Consider the following 24,322-nt stretch of genomic DNA (forward strand, 5'->3'; position numbering starts at 1 on the left):
GTCCAGGTCGCCGCCAGCCGCGAAGAGATTGGCGATATCGACGAACAGCTGGTGATTGCCTTCGTCGCGGCGATCCGTGAGGGTCGTTCTCACGCCAGGGTCGAGGCCTACAAGATAAGGAAAGACATAACGAGCCTTGAGCAGGCCGGCGTTGATCGCGCGCATATGGGCAATGTCGACCGCGCACGGATAATCATGCTCGGCCATCTTGCGCAGGATCGAAGCGACCTTGCCCGCCGAACCCGCTCTTATGATGTATGCCGCGGTGCAGGACGCAAAAATATTCTTGCAGTCGTGGGTGGCGAAGCGGGTGAAGGATGGCGAACGGATATCGCCGACCTGCCGTCGCTGTCGCAACAGCGTGTAGATGGATTTGACGTCGGTGAACGAGATCATTTGGGTCAGGAACAGAACGTCCCAGTCTTCCTGCTCACACCCGGCCAATGCGTGGCCGGCATAGTCGCCAAAGGCTTCCGGAAAGCGAATGTCGTCCTCCAGGATCAGGAAATGCCGGTCATCCCCGATCGACTCGGTGATCGCCTGATGCGACAGGAAGCACCCCAGCTCGTTCCGCGTGATCCCACGTTTCCGGTCATCGCCCTGAAGTGCGGAAAAGCGGCCGACCTTGTCCAACCCGAAGCGGGCGAGGGCATCTTCCATTTTTGCGCGTCGATCGGTCGATCGATCGAGATTGATGAAGAGCCCCGAAACATCCCCCAATTTCATGCGTGCGACAACTTTCTCACCACCCCTGGATGCCCGATCTATACAGGGCCAATCCTGTCAGGCCAGAGCCCGCCTCGCTTTACGCTTCCCGCAGGGCGCCATTTTCCACGGCGATCCACGTCGCATTGCCGATCCCGTCGAACAATCCGCGCTCGGTGCCGGTGAGCCAGATCTGGCCTCCGCTCTGTGCGAGCCGGTCGAACAGCGCGGCGCGGCGGATCGGGTCGAGATGGGCGGCGACTTCGTCCATCAGCAGCAGCGGCCGCTGCCCGCGTTCTTCTGCGACAAGATCGGCATGGGCCAGCACGATCCCCAGCAGCAGCGCCTTCTGCTCGCCGGTCGAGGCGCGGGCGGCCGGTTGTTGCTTGGTGGCATGGCTGACGGCCAGGTCCTGCCGATGCGGTCCGGCCAGCGTCCGGCCGGCGGCCTGGTCGCGTGCGCGACCCAGCCGCAGTTCCTCGGTGAGGGGGCGGCTCCCGGGCACCCAGCCTTCGATGGCGAGCGCGGCCCGCGCGAAGGGGGCTTCCGCTTCGGCGGCGATGCGAAAGCCCAGCGCGACCACGGTGCGTGCGCGCGCCTCGGCGATCGCACCGCCATGCTGGCCCATCTGCAGTTCGAGTGCGTCGAGCCAGGCCGCGTCGGGCGGGCCTTCGGCAGCGAGCAGCTTGTTGCGCGCGCGCATCGCCGCTTCATAGCGGCTGACATGATGGGCGTGGCCAGGCTCGATCGCCAGGACGAGGCGGTCGAGGAAACGGCGGCGGGCCTCTGCGCCCTCGGCGAACAGCCGGTCCATGGCCGGGGTCAGCCACAGCAAGGCGGTCCATTCGCCCAGCGCCGTGGCCGAAGCGGCGGCGCCGTTGATCCGGACCTGACGGCGATCGGGTGCGGCGGCGGTAGTCCCCGTGCCGAGCCGGACGCCGTCCGCCAGTTCGGCCGCCACCGCAAAACCGCCGGGTCCGCTGCTTCGGGCCATTTCGGACAGGGGCGCGCCGCGCAGACCGCGACCGGGGCCGAGCATCGAGACGGCCTCCAATATGTTGGTCTTGCCCGCGCCATTTTCGCCCGTGAGGACGACGAAGCCCGGTGCCGCCGCTATCGTCGCCGATGCATAGGAGCGGAAGTCGGTCAGCATCAGGCGGGCGACGGTCATCCACCCCTGTTGGCGATTTTTGCGTGCGAGGGGAAGCGCATGGACGCGACGATGACCGTGCAGGCGGCAGAGGGCACTCTCGACCTGCCTCCAAAATGGGCTAAGCAACGGGCATGATCGCCGCTGCATCCTTCCGTCGCGCGCTCCTGATGGGCGTTTTTCTGGCCCTGTCGGGCGCCGGCACCACCGCGCAGGCTGGGCTCCGCGCCATTTACGTCGATATCGCCAAGGCGAAGCAGCTGCAGATAGACGTTCACGACAATGGCGACGCCCGCATCGGCGAGGTCGGCAGCGAGGATTATGGCCTGCTCGTCGGCGGCCAGTTCTACATCGTCGACAAGGAGGGCGGCACCACCACCGTCGCGCGGCTCAGGGACGTCGCGGCGGCAATGGACCAGGTGCTGCCCCCCTTGTTCAATGGCCTGTTCGAGCTGGCGCCCGACGCCATGCCTAAGGCGCCGTTGTCCGTCGAACCCGGCGAGGCCGGCAATGCGGGCGGACGCGACGGACGCATCTATCACATCAAGGGACTCGACCATGTCCGGCCCGACAGGCCGAGCGACTTTCTGATCAGTGCGGACGAGGATCTGAAGCCGGTCGGCGCCGCACTGGAGGGTTTCATGAATGCGGCGGTTGTCCCGTCGGCACCGCTGATCGGGGCGATGGCGAAGGACCTGATCGCCGAGACCCGGGCGATCTTCTCGCTCGGAACGCCGATCGATGTGGGCGGGCGCTTCCGGCTCAACGTTGCCAGCAAAGCGGCCTTTCCCTCGGCCTATTTTCGCCTTCCGGCGCAGCCGCAAAGCGTCGGGTCACTGGTCCTGTCGATGAAGGCGGCGATGGCGCAGAAGCCGCAATAACCTCCCTCCCGCACCGAAGCGCGGGAGGGGATGGGATCGTCAGTGGGCGATGCCCGATGCGGCGAGCAACGCCAGCGTCATGATTTCGGACGCGTTGGACGACATGGTCGCGATCTGGACCGGCTTTTCCATGCCGACCAGCATCGGCCCGATCACCGAGCCGCGCCCCAGTTCGCGCAGAAGCTTGGCCGAGATATTGGCCGACTGCAGGCCCGGCATCACCAGCACATTGGCCGGTGCCGACAGGCGGTTGAACGGGTAGAGCTTCATGATCGACGGGTTGAGCGCCGCGTCGGGTGCCATCTCGCCTTCATATTCGAAGCTCACGCCGCGCGCGTCGAGCTCGCTCACGGCGCCGCGAATGGTCTCCAGCCAGTTGCCCGATGGATTGCCGAAGGTCGAATAGCTGAGGAAGGCGACGCGCGGCTCGTGGCCCATGCGGCGCGCGACCGCAGCGGTCGCCTCGGCGATGTCCGCCAGTTCGGTCGCCGAAGGGCGCTCGGTGACGGTCGTGTCTGCGATGAAGGCGGTGTGGTTCTGGCCGACGAACAGGTGGATGCCGAGCGGCTTCTTCCCCTCGACCGGATCGAGCACGCGGCGGATCTGGCGGAAGGTCTGGCTGTAGGTGCGGGTGGTGCCGGTCACCATCGCATCGGCCTCGTCCAGCGCGACGAGCAGCGCGCCGAAGATGTTGCGGTCCTGGTTGACCAGCGCCTGCACTTCCCGGCGCAGCGCCCCGCGACGCTTCAGCCGGTCATACAGATAATCGACCATCTTCTCGACCAGAGGCGAATGGCGGCTGTTGTGCAGTTCGAAGCCGTCGGGATCCTCGACGCCGAGCTCACGCAGCTTGTCGGGCACGTCGTCCCGGCCGACCAGCACCGGGGTGCCATAGCCGAGCGTGCGGAACTGGATCGCCGCGCGCAGCATGACCTCCTCCTCCGCCTCGGCGAAGACGACGCGCTTCGGATGGGCGCGGGCGATGTCCGATGCCAGCGTCAGCACCGATGTGGTGGGGTTCAGGCGCGCCTTCAGGCTGTCGCGATAGGCGGCCATGTCGAGGATCGGCTTGCGCGCGATGCCGGTGTCCATCGCCGCCTGCGCGACTGCGACGGGGACGACCTCCATCAGGCGCGGATCGAAGGGTGCCGGAATGATATAGTCGCGGCCGAAGCGGGGTGCCGCGCCGCCATAAGCTGCGGCGACCTCCTCGGGAACCTGCTCGCGCGCCAGTTCGGCCAGCGCCCGGGCAGCGGCGATCTTCATCTCCTGGTTGATCCCGCTCGCGCGCACGTCGAGCGCGCCGCGGAAGATGAAGGGAAAGCCGAGGACGTTGTTGACCTGGTTCGGATAGTCCGAACGGCCGGTGGCTACGATCGCATCCTCGCGCGCGGCCTTGGCTTCGGGCGGCAGGATTTCAGGATCGGGATTGGCCATCGCGAAGATGATCGGGTGCGGCGCCATGGTCTTGACCATCTCGGGGGTCAGCGCGCCCTTGACCGACAGGCCCAGGAACACGTCGGCGCCCTCGACCGCCTCGGCCAGCGTGCGCTTGGAGGTCGGCGCGGCATGGGCCGACTTCCACTGGTTCATGCCCTCTTGGCGGCCCTGGTAGACGACACCCTTGGAGTCGCACAGCAGCACCTTGTCGGGCGACACGCCGACATCCTTGATCAGCTCGGTGCAGGCGATCGCCGCCGCGCCAGCGCCGTTGACGACGACGGTCATGTCCTTGAGGTTGCGGCCCGTCAGATAGGCCGCGTTGATCAGGCCGGCGGCGGCGATGATCGCGGTGCCGTGCTGGTCGTCATGCATCACTGGGATGTTCATGCGCTCTTTCAGCGCCTGTTCGATGATGAAGCACTCGGGGGCCTTGATGTCCTCGAGGTTGATGCCGCCGAAGGACGGCTCGAGCAGGGCGACCGCGTTGATGAAGGCCTCGGGGTCCTCGGTGTCGAGTTCCAGGTCGATCGAGTCGACATCGGCGAAGCGCTTGAACAGCACTGCCTTGCCTTCCATCACCGGCTTCGACGCCAGCGCGCCGAGATTGCCGAGGCCGAGGATGGCGGTGCCGTTGGAGATGACCGCGACGAGGTTGCCCTTGGCGGTATAGTCATAGGCGGTGGCGGGGTCGGCAGCGATTGCCTTGACCGGAACCGCGACGCCGGGGGAGTAGGCCAGGCTCAGGTCGCGCTGCGTCGCCATCGGCTTGGAAGCGATGATCTCGATCTTGCCCGGACGACCGGTCGAATGGAAGAATAGCGCTTCGCGATCGGAAAATTGAACCTTGCTGCTGGTCATGTGCGGCCCCCCTCGGCGCCAGATGTTTTGCCCGGGCTGCTTGTGGGGCATGGTCGGGAAATCGACAAGCCGCTATCAGCCCGTGCATGGCGCAAAACCCAAAAAACCGCAGCGACAGCCAGGCCCCCGCTCCGACGCCGATGATGGCGCAATATCTGGCGCTGAAGGCGGCGGCCGAGGACTGCCTGCTCTTCTATCGCATGGGCGATTTCTTCGAGCTGTTCTTCGACGATGCCCGCGCCGCGTCCGCCTGCCTCGACATCGCGCTGACCGCGCGGGGCGAGCATCAGGGGCAGCCGATTCCAATGTGCGGGGTGCCCGTCCACGCCGCCGAGGCCTATCTGGCCCGGCTGATCAAGGCGGGGCACCGGGTCGCCATCGCCGAACAGACCGAAAGCCCCGCCGAGGCGCGCAAGCGCGCCGGATCGAAGGCGCTGGTCGAACGGGCGATCGTGCGCGTCGTGACGGCGGGAACGCTGACCGAGGAAGCGCTGCTCGACGCGCGCTCGGCCAATTGGCTCGTTGCCGTCGCCGCGATCGGCCAGGGCAGCGACCGCCGACTGGGCGTTGCCGCCGCCGACATCTCCACCGGCCGGTTCGAGATAGCGGGCCTGCCCGCCAGCGGCCTCGATGCCGAACTGGCAAGGCTCGGCGCGGCCGAGGTCGTCGTGCCGGAGGATCTGGAAGAGCCCGTTGCCGAGGCGGTTCGCTGGCCGCGCGAGCATTTCGATAGTCTGCGCGGCGAGGACCGGCTCAGGACTTTGCTGGGGGTGGCGACGCTCGACGCCTTCGGCCCGTTCGAGCGGGCGGAACTGGCCGCCGCCGGAGCGCTGATCGCCTATCTGGAGCGCGCGGGGCAGGGCAGCCTGCCCTTCCTGCAGCCCCCGCGCCGCCGCGTCGTTGCCGACCATATGATGATCGACGCGGCGACGCGCGAGAGTCTGGAGATCACCCTCAGCCAGTCGGGGCAGCGCAAGGGCAGCCTGCTCGATGCGGTCGACCGCACCGTCACCGGAGCGGGAGCGCGGCTGCTCGGAACAGATCTGTCGGCGCCGCTGACCGACATTGCCGCGATCGAGGCGCGGCTTGACCTCGTCGCCCTGTTCGAAGGGGATGGACTGCTCCGCGATCGGGTCCGGTCGGCGCTGCGGGCGCTGCCCGACATCGGTCGCGCGCTCGGCCGCCTCGTCGCGCGCCGGGGCGGCCCGCGCGATCTCGGCCAGCTGCGCGACGGTCTCGAACAGGCGCATATGCTTCACGACCTGCTGTCCGGCGTGGCGCCGATGCCGCAATTGCTGGAAGCACTGCTACCGCTGCTGTCCGGTCATGAACCGCTGATCCAGCTGTTGCGCCGCGCGCTTGTCGCGAGCCCGCCGATAGACGCTGCCCAGGGCGGCTATATCGCCGAGGGCTATGATCCCGCGCTCGATGCGCTGCGCGGACAGGGTGGCGAGGGGCGCAAGGCGATCGCCGCGCTGGAGGCGCGCTACCGGGCCGAAACCGGCATCGCTTCGCTCAAGATCCGCCATAATGGCGTGCTGGGCTATCATATTGAAGTTCAGGCGAAACATGCCGATCCGCTGATGGCGGCCGATTCAGGCTTCACCCACCGCCAGACGCTGGCGGGCGTCGTGCGCTTCAATGCGCCGGATCTGCACGAGCAGGCGATGAAGGTCGGCCAGTCGGGCGAACATGCCCTGGCCGCCGAGGCCGCGCATCTGGAAGAGCTGATCGGCACGGCGCTGGCGGGGACCTCCGGGATTGCGGCGACTGCCGATGCGCTGGCGCGGCTCGACGTCGCAGCGGCGCTTGCCGACCGCGCGGTCGAGGGCGGCTGGACCCGTCCCCATTTCGAGCCGCACCCCTGCTTCGATATTCGCGGCGGACGCCATCCGGTGGTCGAAGCGGCGGTTCGGGCACAGGGCGGGCGTTTCGTCGCCAATGATTGCAGCCTGTCGGAGCAGGAGCGGCTGTGGCTTGTCACCGGCCCGAACATGGGCGGCAAGTCGACCTTCCTGCGCCAGAACGCCGCAATTGCGATCCTTGCCCAGGCGGGCAGCCCGGTGCCAGCCGCCAGCGCGCGGCTGGGTATCGTCGACCGCCTGTTCAGCCGGGTCGGCGCATCGGACAATCTGGCGCGGGGCCGCTCGACCTTCATGGTCGAGATGGTCGAGACTGCGGCGATCCTCGCGCAGGCGACCGAGCGCAGCTTTGTCATCCTCGACGAGGTCGGGCGCGGCACTTCGACCTATGACGGTCTCGCCATTGCCTGGGCGGTGGTCGAGGCGGTGCACGACATCAACCGCTGTCGCTGCCTGTTCGCGACCCACTATCACGAGCTCACTCGCCTTGCCGAGCGGCTCGACGCGCTGTCGCTCCATCATGTCCGCGCGCGCGAGTGGAAAGGCGAGCTGGTGCTGCTGCACGAAGTGGCGGAAGGCCCGGCCGATCGCAGCTATGGCATCGCCGTGGCGAAACTTGCCGGCCTGGCGCCGGCGGTGCTGGGACGGGCAAGGGAGGTTCTGAAGAAGCTGGAGGCCGGGCGCGCCGCGACCGGCGGGCTGGCGGCGGGTCTCGACGATCTACCGCTGTTCGCCGCTGCCGCGCAGGCGGAGGAAGAGAAGCGCGATCCGCTGCGGCAGGAGATCGAGACGATCGATGTCGACGCGCTCAGTCCGCGCGAGGCACTTGACCTGCTCTATCGGCTGAAGGCGCTGGCACGCGACGGGAGCTGATTGCGGTTTGGGCTGACCGGCTGCCTTCTGCATCGCAAGGCTCCGACGTCGCGGGTGCCTGACGTTCGTCCGGTCATGCCGCATGTTGGTCGAAGGCCGATTGTCCGCGGCGCCAGCTTTTCGATGGTCGGGCGACAGCAGAGGAGCCTTAGCCATGCCGAGAGCAGCCCGGACGATCATCGCACCAGCGGCCTGTGCCCTATTCGTCCTTGTCGCGGGTAGCACCGTCGTGACCGCCCGTGCGCCAACAGCCCCGCATATGGCCCCGATACCGCCCATGCCGCCGATACCGCCGGTCGCTGAAGTCGGGGTTGCCCCGCTCCCACCGGTCCCACCGCGCGCGCTCCCGGTCATCCCGGCACCGCCGACACCTCCCGAAGCGCCGGCCAGCCCGCCATCTGACGAGGCGATTCGTCGGGCCATGGCCGAGGCACAAGCAGCCCGCAGAGGCGCCATCAAGGCGCAGGCCGAAGCTCGAGCCGCTGCGGCCGAGGCCAGGCGTGCGGCCTTTGCGGATCACGAGGCGGCGCGTCGCCGGATGTTCGACGATCCACAGCTTGGGCTTGCGCTGCGTCAGGCGCGTGCTTCGATTGCTGCGGCCGAGGGGATGAAGGATGCAGACCGGCGGTTCGCGTTGGAACGCATCGATCGCGCCCTCGCCCGCATGGGGAAAAATCCACCGGGCTGGTAAGCGGAGCTTGAGGAACGCTCCTGTCGAACTCAGGCGTGCAGCAGCGCGCGCAGTCCCTCGAAGGCGCGGCTGAGGCGCTCATGACCGATGACGCCCCCGATCGAGATGCGGATCGCTCGCTCGGGTGCGCCCGGTTCGACGGTGAAGCGCTCGCCGGCGACGATCGACAGGCCGAGAGGGCCCAGCCGCGCGGCGAGGTCTGCCGGGGCAGGCGCGTCGGCGGGCAGGCGTAGCCAGAGATGATAGCCCTCCGGATGACTGGCATGGTCGAGACCGGCCAGAAGGGGGGCGATGCGGCGCTGTCGCGCAACGCCTTCTGAACGCACGCCCGCCACCAGCTCGGCGAATATGCCCTCGCGCAGCCAGTATGTCGCCAGCGCCGCATTCAGGGGCGGCGCCATCACGCTCGTCTCGTGCAGATCGTCGGCGAGCAGTCGCGCCGCTTCGGCCGTGGGTGCCCGGACATGCGCCACGCGCAGCACCGGTGAGATGATCTTGGACAGGCTCGCAATATGCCAGCTGATCTCGGGGGCGAAGGCGGCGAGTGGCGGCAGGGGCTTTTCGGGGAGCTGACCATAAGCGTCGTCCTCGATGAGGATCAGCCCGTGGCGTCGGGCTATGGCCGCCAGCCACAAGCGCCGTTCGATGTCGAGCGTGGCGGTTGTCGGATTGTCGTTGGTCGGCACGACATAGACCGCCTTTGCCCCGGCGAGCGCAGCCGACTGGACTGCGTCGGGGTCGAGACCGTCCCGATCGCCTGGCAGCGCCCGCAGGATCAGGCGGAAGCGGCGCGCCAATGCGATCAGGCCCGGATAGGTCGATCGTCCTGCGCAGATGATGTCGCCCGGCGCGAACAGCGAGCCGATGATCGCGTGCAGGGCATGCTGTCCGCCGGCGGTGACGATCACCTGGTCTTCCCTGGTCGCCATGCCCCGCGCGGCTAGGGCGCGTGCGGCTTCCTGCCGGTCGCGGGCCGCCCCCCCGCGCGGCTGATATTGCAGCAGCGGGGATTGCCCGCCCGCGTGCAGCAGCCGGGCCATCCCCTCGCGCAGGGCATCGCCCAGACGGGCGAAGCCCGGCTGCGGTGGCATGATCATGCCCGGATCACCGATCAGGTCGGCGGCGGGCAGGCTGGCGGCATTGCGGACGAAGCTGCCGAGCCGGCCCGATCCTTCAATCAGACCAGCGTCGCGCACCAGCCCATAAGCGCGGGTTACGGTGGTGAGATCGACGGCGAGTTCTGCGGCCAGGGCGCGTTGCGGGGGCAGGCGTTCGCCGGGACGCAGCGCGCCGGTCCGGATCGCGTGGTCGATCGCGTCGGCAATCGCCTGATATTTGGGGCCGTTGTGGCTCTCGAGGCCGTCCAGCCAGCTTTGCATGGGTGGGCAGGATCCTTATGTATGGTTGAAGAAGCCATACAATTTTTCCTATTTGGGGCAAGCAGGCTGGAGCCCCCATGACCGACCTTACCCCGATCGCCAGCGACGACGTCGCCTGGCCCCGTCTCGATCCCGTGAAGACCGGCACGCGCGGCCGCTGTCCCCGCTGCGGCGAGGGCGCGCTGTTCGACGGCTTTCTGAAACTGCGGTCGGAATGCGATCGGTGCGGGCTCGATTATGGCTTTGCCGATCCGGCGGATGGACCCGCATTCTTCGTCATCTGCTTCGGCTGCGTGCCGGCGGTGATCTTCGCGCTGATGCTGGAGATCTTCGCCAATGCATCGCTGCTTACACAGGTGCTGCTGACCGGTCCGTTCCTCGTCGCCACCTGCCTGCTGCCGCTGCGGCCGTTGAAGGGCTGGCTGACCTGCAGCCAATATTTCTTCAAGGCGGGCGAGGGGCGACTGAGCCGGCCCTGGTATCCTTATGGCGCAGACGGCCCCGCCGTGCTGCCGCCCAAGCGGCGATGAACGCCGCGATCGATCTCGCTGCTGCGCGCGAAGCGGCCGCGCGCCATCTGGATGTATCGGGCTATCCCGGCGAAGCGGCGCTCGTGCGGGCCGGCAAGGGCGACGATTTTGCCGAGGTCCGTATCGCCCTGTCGCTGCTGACGATCCTGTCCGAAGGACGGGGAACGACCGAGCCGGTGGGCCCGCCCGTGCGGCGCGACCGCAATGGGCACCGGGTCGGCGGGGAAGAGTGCTGATCGGCGCCCATTCCCTCGCGGTCGCCTAGCTCTTTTAACCAATCCTCCCTATGTGGCTGGCATGGCCACGAAGTTCGATATCCTGCCGCAACGCCGCGCGATCATCGATCGCCGTGCCGTGGCCGATGCCCTGTCCGCGCTCCTGCCCGGCTCCACCGACGCGACCGCGCTGCGCAATGCGGGAACGACGATCCTGAAGGCCGCACTCGATATCGGTCGCGCGGAAATCGCCCGGCGCCTCGCTGCCGCTCCGACCCGCGGGTCGGAGACAGCATCCGCTTATGCCTTCCTGACCGACCAGATATTGCGCCTGATCTACGATTTCACGACCGAGCGGCTCTACCCGATCAGCAATCGTTCCTCGGCCGAGCGGCTGACGCTGATCGCGGTTGGCGGCTATGGCCGGGGTGAGATGGCGCTCCATTCCGACGTCGATATCGCTTTCCTGACCCCCTGGAAGCAGACCAGCTGGTCCGAACAGGTCATCGAGTCGATGCTCTATTCGATGTGGGATCTCGGCCTGAAGGTCGGGCATTCGAGCCGGTCGCTCGACGACATGATCCGCATGGCCAAGAGCGACCTGACGATTCGGACCGCCCTGCTCGAAGGACGTTTCGTATGGGGCGACATCGCGCTCTATGACGAGGCCGCCGCCCTGTTCCGCCGCGATGTCGTCACCGGAACGGCGCGGACCTTCGTGTCCGAAAAGCTCCAGGAACGTGACGACAGGCATAAGCGGATGGGCGACAGCCGCTATGTCGTAGAACCCAATCTGAAGGAGGGCAAGGGCGGTCTGCGCGACCTCCACACGCTCTTCTGGATCGGCAAATATGTCTATCTGGTCCAGTCGGTGCCCGAACTGGTCGAGAAGGGGCTGCTGACCCGGGCCGAGTTGCGCCAGTTCCAGAAGGCCGAGAATTTCCTGTGGGCGGTGCGTTGCCACCTCCACATCGTCGCGGGGCGGCCCGAAGACCGGCTGACTTTCGACGTCCAGCCCGAGATTGCCCGCCGGATGCGCTATGCCGAACGGCCGGGCAAGTCGGCTGTCGAGCGTTTCATGCAGCATTATTTCCTGATGGCGAAGCGCGTCGGAGACCTGACCGCCATCTTCCTCGCGCATATCGACGAGACCTTCGCGGCGCGTGGACGGCGCTTCGGTTTTCCCTCGCTGCGTCGGCGCCCGTCCAAGCTCGACGGTTTCGTGCTCGATCGCGGACGGCTGGCAATCCCCGCGGACGACTTCTTCGCGCAGGATCCGGTGCGGCTCGTCCAGATGTTCGCGATCGCCGACCGCCATGGGCTGGAAATCCATCCGCTTGCGATGCGCGCGGCCGGTCGGGACGCAAAGCTGATCGACAATGGGGTACGCCGCGATCCGCGCGCCAACGCCTATTTCATGGACGTTCTGACCTCGCACAACACGCCGGAGACGGTGCTGCGGTGGATGAACGAGGCCGGGGTGTTCGGCCGCTTCGTACCGGACTTCGGCCGCGTCGTCGCGCAGATGCAGTTCGACATGTACCACCATTACACGGTCGACGAGCATTCCATCCGCGCCATCGGCCTGCTCAATCAGATCGAAAAGGGTGTGCTGGGCGACGATCACCCGCTCGCGTCGAAGATTCTGCCCGGGATCGTCCAGCGCCGCGTGCTCTATGCCGCCGTGCTTCTGCACGATATCGCCAAGGGGCGGGGGGGCGACCATAGCGTGCTGGGCGCCGAGGTGGCCGAGAAGCTGTGCCCGCGCTTCGGCCTGAGTCCGGCCGAGACCGAGACCGTCGCCTGGCTCGTCCGCCACCATCTCGCCATGTCGGACACCGCGTTCAAGCGCGACCTGTCCGACTTCAAGACGATCCTCGACTTCGCCGAGAAGGTGCAGAGCCCGGAACGCCTGCGCCTGCTGTTCTGCCTGACCATCGTCGACATCAGGGCGGTCGGTCCGGGCGTCTGGAACAGCTGGAAGCGACAGTTGCTCGGCGACCTTTATGAGGCGGCCGAGGAAGTGTTGCGGCTTGGGCACAAGCAGACCGGCCGGCGCGAGCGGATCGCCGCGAAACATGCGCAGTTGCAACTACGCCTCGGCTGGGACGATGCTCGCTTCGCAGCCTATGTGGCGCGCTTCCCGGAGGCCTATTGGGTTGCCGAAAGCGTCGACATATTGGAGGGCAATGCGCGCCTGATCGAGGCGGCCGACGGCGAGGGCAAGCCGCTCTCGATCGTCTCCTCGCCCGACGCCGATCGTGGCGCGACGCTGGTGAGCATCTATGCGGGCGACCATCCGGGGCTTTTCTACCGTATCGCGGGCGCGATCCATCTCGCGGGTGCCAGCGTCATCGATGCCCGCATCCACACCACCCGCGACGGCATGGCGATCGACAATCTGCTCGTGCAGGATCCGTTCGGCCAGCCTTTCGAGGGGGACGACCGGATGACGCGGCTCAGCATCGCGATCGAGGATGCGCTTGCCAACCGTACGCGCATGGCCGACCGGCTCGCCGCCAAGCCGCTGACGCGCCCGCGCGCCGACGCCTTTTCGATCGAGCCGGCCGCACTGATCGATAACCGCGCTTCGAACCGCTACACGGTGATCGAGGTCAACGCCCGCGACCGTCCGGCGCTGCTCCACGCGCTCGCCCATGCGCTGTTCCAGGCCAAGGTGATGATCCATTCCGCACATATCGCGACCTATGGCGAGCGTGCGGTCGACGTCTTCTATGTGGCGGACCTGACCGGGGACAAGATCACCAGCGCGGCGCGGCTCAAGACGCTCGAACGGCTGGTCCTCGATGCGGCGGCCGGTGGAATCAGCCGCAAGGCGGCCTGATCGACCCTGCGCGCCTCAGTCGAGCAGGCGCCGCATGAACAGCGAAGCCGGCCCATAAGGCCGGTCTGGACCGTCGGTGGCGGCCCGAAAGCCTTGCGCGTTCCAAAAGGATACCGAGTTGCCAACGGCAATGAGGCTGATGTCCGCGAACGCGGTGCGCTTCGCCTGCGCCACGATCATCTCGACGGCAGCCCTCCCGGCGCCGATCCCGCGCGCTTCGGGCAGGAGCGCCAGGTCGTGCAGATAATAGGTGTCGGCATTTTCGGGGATCGCGCCAAGCGGATGATCGAGCTTGGGCGGCGTGGTCCGGTGCCAGGGATGGGCCAGAACATAGCCCGCAGCTTGGTCCGGCCCGTCCAGCATCATGCACCCAATAGGGTAGAGCGCGAACTTCTCGGCGATGATCTCGGGTCGCTCGGGATAGTCCACATGGACGTGATCGGCGATTCGCACGACCGAGTCGAGGTCCCGGCGCGCCATGGGGCGCCATCGGCCAATTTTCGGACAGCTCATCCCGAAGCGTCGTCGCGCGCGCAAGGACGCCGGGCAGTCCATGGTGGACCGCCCGGCCTGTTTCCTTATTTCGGCGCGATCACCATCAGCATCTGACGGCCTTCCATGCGCGGGAACTGCTCGACCTTGGCGATTTCCGCCATGTCGGCCTGCACGCGCTGGAGGACCTGCATGCCCAGCTGGCCATGGGCGAGCTCACGGCCGCGGAAGCGCAGGGTGACCTTCACCTTGTCGCCCTCGCCGATGAACTCGTGAATCTTCTTCATCTTGGTGTCGTAATCATGGTCGTCGATGTTCGGACGCATCTTGATCTCCTTGATCTCCTGCGTCTTCTGCGACTTCCGGGCAAGATTGGCCTTTTTCTGGGCCTCGTACTTGAACTTGCCGACATCGAGGAACTTGCACACGGGCGGGTCTGCGTTCGGCGACACCTCGACCAGATCGAGCCCGGCTTCCTGCGCCTGCTCGATTGCCTCGCGTGTATACATCACGCCCAGATTCTCGCCCTCTTCATCGATCACCCGAACCTTGGGGACCTGGATGAATTCATTGTAGCGCGGGCCGTTGAGCGGCATCGGCGGCTGCCCCAGGGGGCGGCGCATCATCGGGGGACGTATAGTTCAATCTCCTGTCGTCGTTATTCTCGGGCGATATAGGCCTAAACGCCGGGATTTGGAAGATGGGCGCGCGTCACTGGCGCGCTTTCCCCGCACCTGTGTCGCGCATGCGTCAGACGAGGCCGACACCGCCGACCGGTTCGGTCTCGAAATAGGTGTCGAAGCGGGCGATCAGCGGCCGGCCGCGTGCGATCGCGGACTGGACCGAGGGCAGCTTCAGCGAGGCGGCATGGGCCTCGCGGCTGGCCCAGACTTCGGTAACGAAGATCGCGTCGGCATCCTTCGCGTCGCGGGCGACGATGTAGGAGCGGCAGCCGGGCATCGCGCTGGACCCCTCGGTCAGGATCGCGATCAGGGCGTCGCGCGTGCCGGGCTTGGCGAACATCCGACCGATCAGTCCGTACATCGTCTGTCCTTCCTTCCCGGCCGGCGACATGGCATCGGCCGTTGTGCCTAGCATTGCCAAAGCCAGGCCCCCCACCATCATGTCCCGCCGGGTTGCGGACATGAAGGGGGAGCCTGCCCGATCCATCAGGCCCGCAGGTCGGGCGGAGTCGCCTCGGCGCGCAGCATCGCGATCGCCTCGTCGAGGCTCATCACATTCTGCGCCTGTTCCCCCAGCCGCCGGATCGCGACCGTGCCTTCCTCGGCTTCGCGCTTGCCGACCACCAGCAGCGCCGGGACCTTGGCAAGCGAATGCTCGCGGACCTTGTAGTTGATCTTCTCGTTGCGCAGGTCGCTTTCGACGCGCAGCCCAGCCGCCGCCAGCTTCGCCTCGACCTCGCGCGCATAGCCATCGGCGTCGGATACGATCGTCGCGACCACCGCCTGCACCGGCGACAGCCACATCGGGAAGCGGCCGGCGTGATGTTCGATCAATATGCCGATGAAGCGCTCGAAGGTGCCGAGAATCGCGCGGTGGAGCATGACCGGGCGATGGCGCTCGCCATCCTCGCCGACATAGGAGGCGTCGAGCCGCTCGGGCAGCACCGTGTCGGCCTGGATCGTGCCGACCTGCCAGGTCCGCCCGATCGCATCGGTCAGGTGGAATTCGAGCTTGGGCGCATAGAAGGCGCCTTCGCCCTCCAGCTCTTCCCAACCGAACTCCTCGGTCGCGCGGCCCGACGCGGCGACGGCGTCGCGCAGCGTCTGCTCGGCCTTGTCCCACATTTCGTCGCTGCCGAAGCGCTTCTCGGGGCGCAGCGCCAGCTTGATCGCATAGCTGTCGAAGCCGAGATCACGATAGACGGTGTCGAGCAGGTCGCAGAAATCCTTGATTTCCGGGATCAGCTGGTCCTCGCGGACGAAGATGTGCGCGTCGTCCTGGGTGAACTGGCGGACGCGCATGATGCCGTGCAGCGCGCCGTGCGGCTCGTTGCGGTGACAGCAGCCGAATTCGGCCATGCGGATCGGCAGGTCACGATAGCTCTTGATCCCCTGGCGGAAGATCAGGACGTGCGCCGGGCAGTTCATCGGCTTGAGCGCCATCAGGTCGCCCTCGCCCGACAGAACCGGACCGTCATCCTCGGTGCCGGGGATCTCGTCGGGAACGACGAACATATTCTCGCGATATTTGCCCCAGTGGCCCGACTGCTCCCACTGGCGCGCATCCATCAGCTGCGGCGTCTTGACCTCGACATAGCCCGAGGCGTCGAGCCGGCGGCGCATGTAGGATTCGAGCTCGCGCCACAGGCGGAAGCCCTTGGGATGCCAGAAGACCGAACCCTGCGCCTCGGACTGGAGGTGGAACAGGTCCATGTCCTGGCCGATCCGGCGATGGTCGCGCTTGGCCGCTTCCTCGAGCCGCGTCAGGTGCGCGTCGAGCTGCTTCTTGTTGAGCCAGCCGGTGCCGTAGATGCGGCTCAGCATCGCGTTCTTCTGGTCGCCGCGCCAATAGGCGCCCGACACGCGGGTCAGCTTGAACGCCTGCGGGTCGAGCTTGCCGGTGCTCGGCAGGTGGGGGCCACGGCACATGTCGAGCCAGTCGTCGCCCGACCAGTAGACGGTCAGCGCCTCGTCGCCGGGCAGTTCGGCGGCCCATTCGGCCTTGAAGCTCTCGCCCTGCTGCTTCCAGCGCGAGATCAGCTGCTCGCGGCTCCATTCCTCGCGGCGGAGCGGCTTGTCGGCCGCGATGATGCGGCGCATCTCGGCCTCGATCGCGGGCAGATCCTCGTCGGTGAACGGGCCGCGATCGGGTGCGGGCGCGAAATCGTAATAGAAGCCGTCGTCGGTCGCCGGGCCGAAGGTGATCTGTGTGCCGGGGAACAGCGCCTGCACCGCTTCGGCCAGGATATGCGCATAATCGTGGCGCGCCAGTTCGAGCGCATCCTTCTCGTCGCGCGCGGTGACCAGCGCGAGGGCGGCATCCCTGTCGAGCGGCCGATCGAGATCGCGCAGTTCCCCATCGACGCGCGCGGCAAGCGCCGCCTTGGCAAGACCGGGCCCGATCGCGGCGGCGATCTGGGCGGGGGTAGTGCCCGTCTTCACTTCGCGCACCGAGCCGTCGGGAAGCGTGATGGTGAGAAGATCGGACATGGGAAAGGGAGATTCCTTCGAGTTTGCGGAGCGCGGCTTATGCCCGCGAACATGGGGCAGGAGCAAGCGCCGCGATTCGCCTGCCGCAGCGCATCGAAACCGCCGGAACGGACTTTTCTGCGCTTGACCCGCGGCTGCTATCGCGGTCCCTTTCGTCCGGGGAATGAGGGGGATGAAGGATGCGTGATTCAGACGCCGACAGTGCGTTCCGATTCGAAGGGACGTGGCGCCAATTCGCGCCGATCGCCTTCACCAATCTGCTCCTCACGATCGTGACGCTGGGCATCTATCGATTCTGGGCGACCACGCGGGAGCGGCGCTATCTCTGGAGCCATAGCCGCTTCATCGGCGCGCGGCTCGAATGGACCGGATCCGGCCTCGAGCTGCTGATCGGCTTCGCGCTCGTAGTGGTTCTGCTCGGGCTTCCGCTCATCCTCATCCAGGGTGTCGCCCAGGGGTTGATGATGCGGGGCGAAATCGCGGCGGCGGGCCTGACGCTACTGGTCGCCTATACCGCCTTGCTCTACCTCTACGGTCTGGCCCGCTATCGCACCTTGCGTTACCGGCTGAGCCGGACCTACTGGCACGGCATTCGTGGCGGTAGCGACGACAAGGGCTGGGGCTATGCGCTCACCGCGTTCTGGAAGACCGCTATCGGCGCCTTCGTTCTTGGCGTTTTCATTCCCTGGTCGATGACCAGCCTGTGGAACGACCGCTGGGGACGGCTGTGTTTCGGCAGCCATCGCTTCGAGGCGGACGCGAACTGGCGGCCGATCATCGGACGCTTCCTGCTCTTCTATCTGCTGCCGATCGTCGGTTGCGTGGGAGGGATGACGATGGTCGTCGGAGCCGCGTCGGGCGCTGATGCTCCCAGTCCGGCAGCCTTTGGAATGTTCGTGCTCGGGGCCTTCGCCGCCTATCTCGCCATGGGGGTGATCGCGATCGTCTATTATGCGGCCTTCCTGCGCGAGGCGATCGGAGCACTGCGGCTCAACGCCATCGGCTTCGCCTTCACGGCCCGCACGCTCGACTGGATCAAGCTGCTGCTGGGCCATGTCGGCCTAGTGATCGTGACGCTGGGGATCGGGCTGATCTTCATCGGCTACCGCAACTGGGCCTTCTTCATCCGCCATCTCGAAGCGACCGGGGAGGTCGATCTTGCGACCCTTACCCAGTCGACGACCGAGGTGCCGCGACAGGGTGAGGGGCTGCTCGACGCCTTCGGCGTGGGGGCTTTCTGAGCGACTCGGCTCCGGCCTGGCTGCACGACGGCAGGAGCGCGGCGCGTCACGACGTCCGCGTGAGCCTTACCGACGGCATGCTTTGGATCGGGGGCTTCGACCCCGTGGCGCTGTCCGATCTGCAGCGGATCGACGCCGATCGGCTGGTCTTCGGGCGGAAGGGCGTCGATGGCTGGCGGCTCGGATTCGACGAGGAGCCGCCGGGGCCGATCCTGTGGCAGCTTCCGGCCGGCGCGCGTTATGGCGGGGCGATCGACCGAGTTGGCCTCTGGTGGGCGGTCGGCATCGCTATGGTGGTGTCCGCCCTCGTTCTGCTCGGCGCGATCACAGGCCTCGACCTTCTCGCGCGGGCCATACCTTATGCGTGGGAGCAGAAACTCGGCGACGCGATCAGCGGCGATTTCGGTGCGCAGGCCTGTCGCACTGCGGGCGGGCAGAAGGCGCTCGATGACCTCGCCAGGCGCCTGTCGCCATCGGATCGTCCGATCCGGATCGGTGTCGTCAACATTCCCGTCGTCAACGCGGTCGCGCTGCCGGGTGGGCGCATCCTGATATTTCAGGGCCTGATCGAAAAGGCACGGTCGCCGGACGAGGTGGCCGGCGTACTCGCCCACGAGATCGGCCATGTCGAGAACCGCCATGTCATGGTCGCGCTTCTCCGCCGCTTCGGGCTCGGCCTGCTGATCGGATCGGGCGGCACTGCGGCTGAATATGGCCAGGCGCTGCTCGACGCCCGCTACAGCAGGGCGGCCGAGAGCGAGGCGGATGCATTTTCGGTGAAGCAGTTGCTACAGGCCGGGATCAGCCCCGCCGCGACGGCTGGCTTCTTCCGTCGGATGAGCAAGGAGGAAGCCGGCATGGGCGGCCCCCTCGTCTATCTGGCGAGCCATCCGTCGTCCGACGAGCGCCGCCGCCGCTTCGAAGCGGCGGCAAAGGCTGGCACAGCCTTCCGTCCGGCCCTGTCGCCCCCGCAATGGGCCGCGTTGCACTCGATCTGCGCCGGGACGAACCCGCTGGGCGACATCGATCTTCGCTTCTGACAGGAAATCGCGGTAAAGCCCGCGCATGACAGCCTTTCTTACCCGGCCCGACAAACCTGCGCTCGCCTATCGCTTCCGCCCTGGACGTGGGCCGACGATCATCTTCCTTCCCGGCTATCGCTCCGACATGGAAGGCGACAAGGCGACTGCGCTCGACGCCTGGGCGGGGCGCGAGGGCCGTGCGATGCTCCGCTTCGACTATTCGGGTTGCGGATCGAGCGAGGGCGCGTTCGAGGACTTCACCCTCGCCGACTGGCGTGACGACGCTTTGGAGATGATCGACGCTTTCGCCTCGGCGGGGCCGGTGGTCCTCGTCGGCTCGTCGATGGGCGGCTGGCTGGCGCTGCTTGTCGCGCTGGCGCTGGGTGATCGCGTCGCGGGGCTGGTGGGCATCGCCGCAGCGCCAGACTTCACCGAATGGGGCTTCAGCGCCGATGTCGTTGACCTGCTCCGCCGCGATGGGCGGATTGCCGAACCGAGCGACTATTCGGACGAGCCCTATGTGACGACGCTCGGCTTCTGGGAATCGGGCCAGGCCAATCTGCTTCTCGAGCAGGAAATCGCACTCGATGGTCCGGTGCGGTTGCTGCATGGCCAACTCGACGAGACCGTGCCCGTGTCGATCGCGCTGCGCTTGTCGCGGGCGCTTCGTTCAGGCGATGTGCAGACGATCCTGGTCAAGGAAGGCGATCACCGCCTTTCGCGCCCTTCGGATATCGACCTCCTGATCAGGACGGTCGCCGCGCTCATGGAGCCTTGATGGTCCCGTTTCTCGCCGCCCTTGCCGCAGCAACGGCACCTCTGCCCGTCCCGCCCAAGCCGGCGGCGCCCGCGCGGCCGGCCATCTCGCAGGAGGATCACAAGGCGCGCGGCGCCCGATGTGGCGCGCTGGCAGAATCGGCCCCCGAAAAGGCGATCGACGAGGCCAAGGCCTGGCAGGCGGCCGGCGGCGGCATGGCCGCGCGGCAATGCCTGGGCATCGCGCAGAGCAATCTCGGCCAGTGGCGCGAAGCGACCGACAGTTTCGAGGCCGCCGCCAAGGACGCGCTGCTCGACGACAACCAGATGACCGTCGTACTGTGGATGCAGGCGGGCAATGCGGCGCTCGCCGCCGACGAGCCGGTGCGCGCCAAGGGTTCGTTCGACCGGGCGCTGCTGATCCCTGGCCTGTCCGACGAGATGAAGGGCGAGGTTTATCTCGACCGTGCCCGCGCCAATGTCGCCGCCAATGATATGGCGGGTGCGCGCGTCGACCTCGAACAGGCGACGCGGCTGGTTCCGCGCGATCCGCTGGGCTGGCTGCTGCGCGCCAATCTCGCGCGCAAGGCGAAGGACTTGCCGCTTGCCTTCACCGCGATCCGCGAGGCGACCAAGCTGGCGCCGAACGACGCTTCCGTGGCCTATGAGGCCGGCAACATCGCTGCCGCCTCGGGCAATATGGACGATGCGCGCGCCGCCTGGACCCGTGCCGCCACGGCCGCGCCCGAGAGCAACGCAGGCAAGGCCGCAGCACTCGCCCTGCGCGGCGAGGGGGACGAATCGCAGCCCTGACGCCGGGCGGCCCCTCTGCCGGTTGCACCCGGCGGCGGCCGCCCTACATTGGCGCGATGAAATATCTCCACACCATGATCCGCGTCTCCGACCCTGAGGAGACGATCCGCTTTCTCGAACTGGTCGGCCTGCGCGAGGTCAAGCGCTTCGACAATGAGGCCGGGCGCTACACGCTGATCTTCCTCGCCGCCCCCGGCGACGAGGATGCGCAGGTCGAACTTACCCATAATTGGGACGAGAAGGGCTATGATGGCGGCCGCAATTTCGGCCATCTCGCCTATCGCGTCGACAATATCTACGAGACATGCCAGCGCATCATGGATGCCGGCTACACGATCAATCGTCCGCCTCGCGACGGCCATATGGCGTTCGTCCGGACCCCCGACGGCATCTCGATCGAGCTGTTGCAGGACGGTCCTCTCGATCCCGCGGAGCCTTGGGTGTCGATGCCGAACAGCGGCAGCTGGTGATGGCGCTGGAGGTCGTCCGCATCCCCGTGCTCGACGACAATTATGTCTGGCTGCTCCACGAGTCCGAGAGCGGTGACACGGTCGTGGTCGATCCCTCGGTCGCGGAGCCGGTGCTGGCGGAGGCCGCAGCCCGGGGCTGGACGATCGGCCAGATCTGGAACACCCACTGGCATGGCGACCATGTCGGCGGCAATGCAGCGATCAAGGCCGCGACCGGAGCGCGTGTCAGCGGTCCGGCGGCCGAAGCCGATGCTATCCCCGGGCTCGACGTGCCGCTGGCCGAAGGCGACCGCGTTGCGATCGGCGCCCTGAAGGCGGAGGTTTTCGAGGTGCCGGCGCATACCGCCGGCCATATCGCCTTCCACCTGCCCGAGGCGGAAGCCGCCTTCGTCGGCGACACCCTGTTCGCGATGGGCTGCGGCCGGCTGTTTGAGGGCACGCCCGAACAGATGTTCGCCAACATGCGCCGGCTCGCTGCGCTGCCAGGCGAGACGCGCGTCTATTGCGCGCATGAATATACCCAGTCCAACGGCCGCTATGCGCTGGTCGCCGAGCCAGACAATGCCGCGCTGCGCGACCGCATGGCCGAGGTGGACCGGCTCCGCGCGGCGGGGGAGGCGACGGTGCCGACCACGATCGCGCTCGAACGTGCGACCAACCCCTTCATGCGCGCGGCCGATGTCGCCGAGCTTGCGGCGCGCCGCGCGGCCAAGGATGTGTTCCGGGGCTGATCCGGCTATAAGGATTGCCAAGGGGAGTCGCGATGGTACCGGCACGAAATCTGCTTTTGCTGCTCGCACTGCCGGTCCTGCTCGCAGCGGAGGATGCTCCCGCGCCGCTGTCGGACAAGGCAAAGGGCGAACTGGCCGGCCGCATCGCAGGCGAGCCGCTCAGCTGTGTGCCCATCCGTGCGCTGCGGTCGACCAGGATCGTCGATGAAAGCGCGATCATCTACAAGACGTCGAACAGGCTCTGGTACGTCAACCAGCCCGATCGCGGCCATTGCGCGCTGCTGCGCCCGAACCGGGTGATCGTGACGCGCACCCAGAGCGGCCAGCTCTGCGCCAATGATTTGGTGATGATCGCCGAGCAGAATGCGCCCGTGACCTATGGCGCGTGCGGGCTCGGGAGCTTCATCCCCTATACGCGCTGAACGCGGGAACCAGCCGACGGTCAGCCAGGATCGCGCTCGTTGAAGATCGACCAGCCGGTCGCCGCTGCCAGCTTCTCGAGCGCCAGCGACCCGAGCGTCGAATTGCCGCGTTCGTTCAGGCCCGGCGACCACACCGCGATCGACGCGATGCCGGGGACCACGCACAATATGCCGCCGCCCACGCCTGACTTGCCCGGTATGCCGACGCGGAAGGCGAACTCGCCCGATCCGTCATAATGGCCGCACATCATCATCAGCGCGTTGATCCGTCGCGCACGGGTGGGCGAGACGACGTTGAAACCCGTTTCGGGATGCTGCCCCTCCAGCATCAGATACCGGCCTGCCTTCGCCAGCTGGATGCAGGTCATCGCCAGCGCGCATTGATGAAAATAGACGCCCAGCACCTGTTCGACCGGATGCTGGATATTGCCGAAGCTGCGCATGTAATGGGCGAGCGCGGCATTGCGATAGCCGGTCTCGGCCTCTCCGCGCGCAACGTCTTCGTCGATCGAGATGTCGTCGTCGCCGGCCAGGTCACGGACGAACCGCAGGATCTCGCCGATCGCTTCGCCGGGGCGATGGCCCGACAGGATGATGTCGGAGACGACGATCGCGCCCGCGTTGATGAAGGGGTTGCGGGGAATGCCCTGCTCCGCCTCGAGCTGGACGATCGAGTTGAAGGCGTTGCCCGACGGCTCACGGCCGACCCGCTTCCACAGCGCGTCGCCCACCTTGCCCAGCGCGATGGTCAGGGCGAAGACCTTCGACACCGACTGGATCGAAAAGGCGGTGGTCGCGTCGCCTGCGGAAATGATCCGTCCGTCATGGGTGGCGATGGCGATGCCGAAGTGGCGCGGATCGACGCGCGCCAGTCCGGGAATATAGTCGGCCACCTTGCCGCGATCCTCGCGGCCTTCCATGTCGGCGGTGATGCGATCGATGATCGCCTGGAGATCGGGGTTGACTGTGACCGGCATCGTGTCGCGTCCTCCCCCTCAGTCCCCGGCGGGGGCGATCACACCCGCATCGGCATCAGCACATAGAGCGCAGGCGACTTGTCATTTTCGCGGATCAGCGTCGGCGCGGCGGCGTCGGCCAGATGCACTTCGACCGTATTGCCGTCGATCTGTCCGAGAATGTCCATCAGATAGCGGGCGTTGAAGCCGATCTCGAAACCGGGCGACGTATATTCGCCGGGGACGTCCTCGGCGGCGGTGCCGTTTTCGGGGCTGGTGACCGATAGCGTTACCTTGTCGCGGTCGAGCGCCATCTTCACCGCGCGGGTCTTTTCCGAAGCGATCGTCGCGACGCGGTCGACGCCCTGCATGAAGCTCTTCGGATCGAGCTTGAGCAGCTTGTCGTTCGCGGTCGGAATGACGCGGTTATAGTCGGGGAAAGTGCCGTCGATCAGCTTGGACGTCAGGATCGCGCTGCCGAGGCCGAAGCGGATCTTGGTCGGCGACAGCGAGATGCTGACCGCTTCCTCGGCCTCGTCGAGCAGCTTGCGCAGCTCGGCCACGCAGTTGCGCGGCACGATGATGTCGGGCATGCCCTCGGCCCCGTCGGGGCGGGCGATAGTGACGCGGGCCAGCCGGTGCCCGTCGGTCGCTGCCGCCTTCAGCACATCATCCTGCACATGGAAGAAGATGCCGTTGAGATAATAGCGGGTCTCTTCGGTCGAGATCGCGAACTGGGTGCGGTCGATCAGGCGCTTGATGTCGGACGCCGGCAGCGAGAACGAATGCGTCATGTCGCCGGCGGCAAGGCCCG

23 protein-coding genes are annotated in these 24,322 nt (G+C 66.9%); 13 read left to right on the forward strand and 10 right to left on the reverse strand.

Annotated features, from left to right (window positions below; genetic code table 11):
• Together KAY22_RS09780 and recF are read right to left on the reverse strand one after the other, a co-directional pair.
• Nucleotides 1-726, reverse strand: a 726-nt coding sequence (locus KAY22_RS09780) for a glycosyltransferase family 25 protein (RefSeq protein ID WP_296622737.1), incomplete at its 3' end; no start/stop codon positions are given.
• Between the two features lie 79 nt (nt 727-805).
• Nucleotides 806-1,876, reverse strand: coding sequence for a DNA replication/repair protein RecF (recF, locus tag KAY22_RS09785; RefSeq protein WP_296622738.1), 1,071 nt, complete (start codon nt 1,874-1,876; stop codon nt 806-808).
• A gap of 113 nt (nt 1,877-1,989) precedes the next feature.
• Between recF and KAY22_RS09790 the strand changes: the two genes are divergently transcribed.
• Nucleotides 1,990-2,736 carry a hypothetical protein gene (locus KAY22_RS09790; RefSeq protein WP_296622740.1) on the forward strand — a complete coding sequence of 249 codons (747 nt, stop codon included), beginning with the start codon at nt 1,990-1,992 and terminating at the stop codon, nt 2,734-2,736.
• Between the two features lie 39 nt (nt 2,737-2,775).
• Here KAY22_RS09790 and KAY22_RS09795 read toward each other — a convergent pair whose 3' ends face one another.
• Nucleotides 2,776-5,037 (reverse strand): NADP-dependent malic enzyme, encoded by a 2,262-nt coding sequence (locus KAY22_RS09795; protein ID WP_296622742.1) that lies wholly within the window; start codon nt 5,035-5,037, stop codon nt 2,776-2,778.
• Nucleotides 5,038-5,123: 86 nt separating this feature from the next.
• Here KAY22_RS09795 and mutS point away from each other — a divergent pair, with 86 nt between their 5' ends.
• Both mutS and KAY22_RS09805 read left to right on the forward strand, forming a co-directional pair.
• Complete coding sequence (gene mutS / locus KAY22_RS09800) at nt 5,124-7,772, forward strand: DNA mismatch repair protein MutS (RefSeq protein ID WP_296622745.1); 2,649 nt, start codon at nt 5,124-5,126, stop codon at nt 7,770-7,772.
• Between the two features lie 154 nt (nt 7,773-7,926).
• Nucleotides 7,927-8,463, forward strand: a complete 537-nt coding sequence (locus tag KAY22_RS09805; protein WP_296622747.1) for a hypothetical protein — start codon at nt 7,927-7,929, stop codon at nt 8,461-8,463.
• A gap of 29 nt (nt 8,464-8,492) precedes the next feature.
• Here KAY22_RS09805 and KAY22_RS09810 read toward each other — a convergent pair whose 3' ends face one another.
• A complete protein-coding gene (locus KAY22_RS09810; protein WP_296622749.1) occupies nt 8,493-9,842 on the reverse strand; it encodes a PLP-dependent aminotransferase family protein in 1,350 nt (449 codons plus the stop codon).
• A 77-nt stretch (nt 9,843-9,919) separates the two neighbouring features.
• Here KAY22_RS09810 and KAY22_RS09815 point away from each other — a divergent pair, with 77 nt between their 5' ends.
• From KAY22_RS09815 to KAY22_RS09825, 3 genes are all read left to right on the forward strand, one after another.
• A complete protein-coding gene (locus KAY22_RS09815; protein WP_296622752.1) occupies nt 9,920-10,372 on the forward strand; it encodes a DUF983 domain-containing protein in 453 nt (150 codons plus the stop codon).
• Nucleotides 10,369-10,608, forward strand: coding sequence for a hypothetical protein (locus tag KAY22_RS09820; protein WP_296622754.1), 240 nt, complete (start codon nt 10,369-10,371; stop codon nt 10,606-10,608). The genes KAY22_RS09815 and KAY22_RS09820 overlap by 4 nt, the downstream gene beginning before the upstream one ends.
• Nucleotides 10,609-10,669: 61 nt before the next feature.
• Nucleotides 10,670-13,432: a [protein-PII] uridylyltransferase gene (locus tag KAY22_RS09825; protein WP_296622756.1), complete on the forward strand. Its 2,763-nt coding sequence runs from the start codon at nt 10,670-10,672 to the stop codon at nt 13,430-13,432.
• A gap of 15 nt (nt 13,433-13,447) precedes the next feature.
• Here KAY22_RS09825 and KAY22_RS09830 read toward each other — a convergent pair whose 3' ends face one another.
• The 4 genes from KAY22_RS09830 to thrS form a co-directional block, all read right to left on the reverse strand.
• Entirely contained in the window at nt 13,448-13,912 is a 465-nt protein-coding gene (locus KAY22_RS09830) for a GNAT family N-acetyltransferase (RefSeq protein WP_296622758.1), read from the reverse strand.
• Nucleotides 13,913-14,010: 98 nt separating this feature from the next.
• A complete protein-coding gene (gene infC / locus KAY22_RS09835) occupies nt 14,011-14,550 on the reverse strand; it encodes a translation initiation factor IF-3 (protein WP_296622761.1) in 540 nt (179 codons plus the stop codon).
• 124 nt (nt 14,551-14,674) lie between these two features.
• Nucleotides 14,675-14,968, reverse strand: a complete 294-nt coding sequence (locus KAY22_RS09840; RefSeq protein WP_366514078.1) for a putative quinol monooxygenase — start codon at nt 14,966-14,968, stop codon at nt 14,675-14,677.
• Between the two features lie 125 nt (nt 14,969-15,093).
• Nucleotides 15,094-17,097, reverse strand: a complete 2,004-nt coding sequence (gene thrS, locus KAY22_RS09845; RefSeq protein WP_296622766.1) for a threonine--tRNA ligase — start codon at nt 17,095-17,097, stop codon at nt 15,094-15,096.
• A gap of 179 nt (nt 17,098-17,276) precedes the next feature.
• On the opposite strand from thrS, the gene KAY22_RS09850 reads away from it, so the two are divergent.
• The 7 genes from KAY22_RS09850 to KAY22_RS09880 are packed head-to-tail and all read left to right on the forward strand — an operon-like array spanning nt 17,277 to nt 22,552.
• On the forward strand, nt 17,277-18,338 hold the full coding sequence (locus tag KAY22_RS09850) for a YjgN family protein (protein ID WP_296622769.1): 1,062 nt from the start codon (nt 17,277-17,279) through the stop codon (nt 18,336-18,338).
• 59 nt (nt 18,339-18,397) lie between these two features.
• Nucleotides 18,398-19,378, forward strand: coding sequence for a M48 family metallopeptidase (locus KAY22_RS09855; RefSeq protein WP_296622772.1), 981 nt, complete (start codon nt 18,398-18,400; stop codon nt 19,376-19,378).
• Between the two features lie 25 nt (nt 19,379-19,403).
• On the forward strand, nt 19,404-20,138 hold the full coding sequence (locus KAY22_RS09860; protein ID WP_296622775.1) for an alpha/beta hydrolase: 735 nt from the start codon (nt 19,404-19,406) through the stop codon (nt 20,136-20,138).
• Nucleotides 20,138-20,929 (forward strand): hypothetical protein, encoded by a 792-nt coding sequence (locus KAY22_RS09865; protein ID WP_296622778.1) that lies wholly within the window; start codon nt 20,138-20,140, stop codon nt 20,927-20,929. The genes KAY22_RS09860 and KAY22_RS09865 overlap by 1 nt, the downstream gene beginning before the upstream one ends.
• Nucleotides 20,930-20,985: 56 nt before the next feature.
• On the forward strand, nt 20,986-21,399 hold the full coding sequence (locus KAY22_RS09870) for a VOC family protein (protein ID WP_296622781.1): 414 nt from the start codon (nt 20,986-20,988) through the stop codon (nt 21,397-21,399).
• Nucleotides 21,399-22,130, forward strand: coding sequence for a hydroxyacylglutathione hydrolase (gene gloB, locus KAY22_RS09875; protein WP_296622791.1), 732 nt, complete (start codon nt 21,399-21,401; stop codon nt 22,128-22,130). The genes KAY22_RS09870 and gloB overlap by 1 nt, the downstream gene beginning before the upstream one ends.
• Nucleotides 22,131-22,162: 32 nt before the next feature.
• On the forward strand, nt 22,163-22,552 hold the full coding sequence (locus tag KAY22_RS09880; protein WP_296622783.1) for a hypothetical protein: 390 nt from the start codon (nt 22,163-22,165) through the stop codon (nt 22,550-22,552).
• Nucleotides 22,553-22,572: 20 nt separating this feature from the next.
• Here KAY22_RS09880 and KAY22_RS09885 read toward each other — a convergent pair whose 3' ends face one another.
• Both KAY22_RS09885 and dnaN read right to left on the reverse strand, forming a co-directional pair.
• Nucleotides 22,573-23,529 carry a glutaminase gene (locus KAY22_RS09885; protein WP_296622785.1) on the reverse strand — a complete coding sequence of 319 codons (957 nt, stop codon included), beginning with the start codon at nt 23,527-23,529 and terminating at the stop codon, nt 22,573-22,575.
• A gap of 38 nt (nt 23,530-23,567) precedes the next feature.
• Nucleotides 23,568-24,322 (reverse strand): DNA polymerase III subunit beta (gene dnaN, locus KAY22_RS09890; RefSeq protein ID WP_296622788.1); only part of this gene is annotated, 755 nt, incomplete at its 5' end.

Origin of the sequence: Rhizorhabdus sp., assembly GCF_018006725.1 — a bacterium.
In the GTDB taxonomy this organism is placed as follows: domain Bacteria; phylum Pseudomonadota; class Alphaproteobacteria; order Sphingomonadales; family Sphingomonadaceae; genus Rhizorhabdus.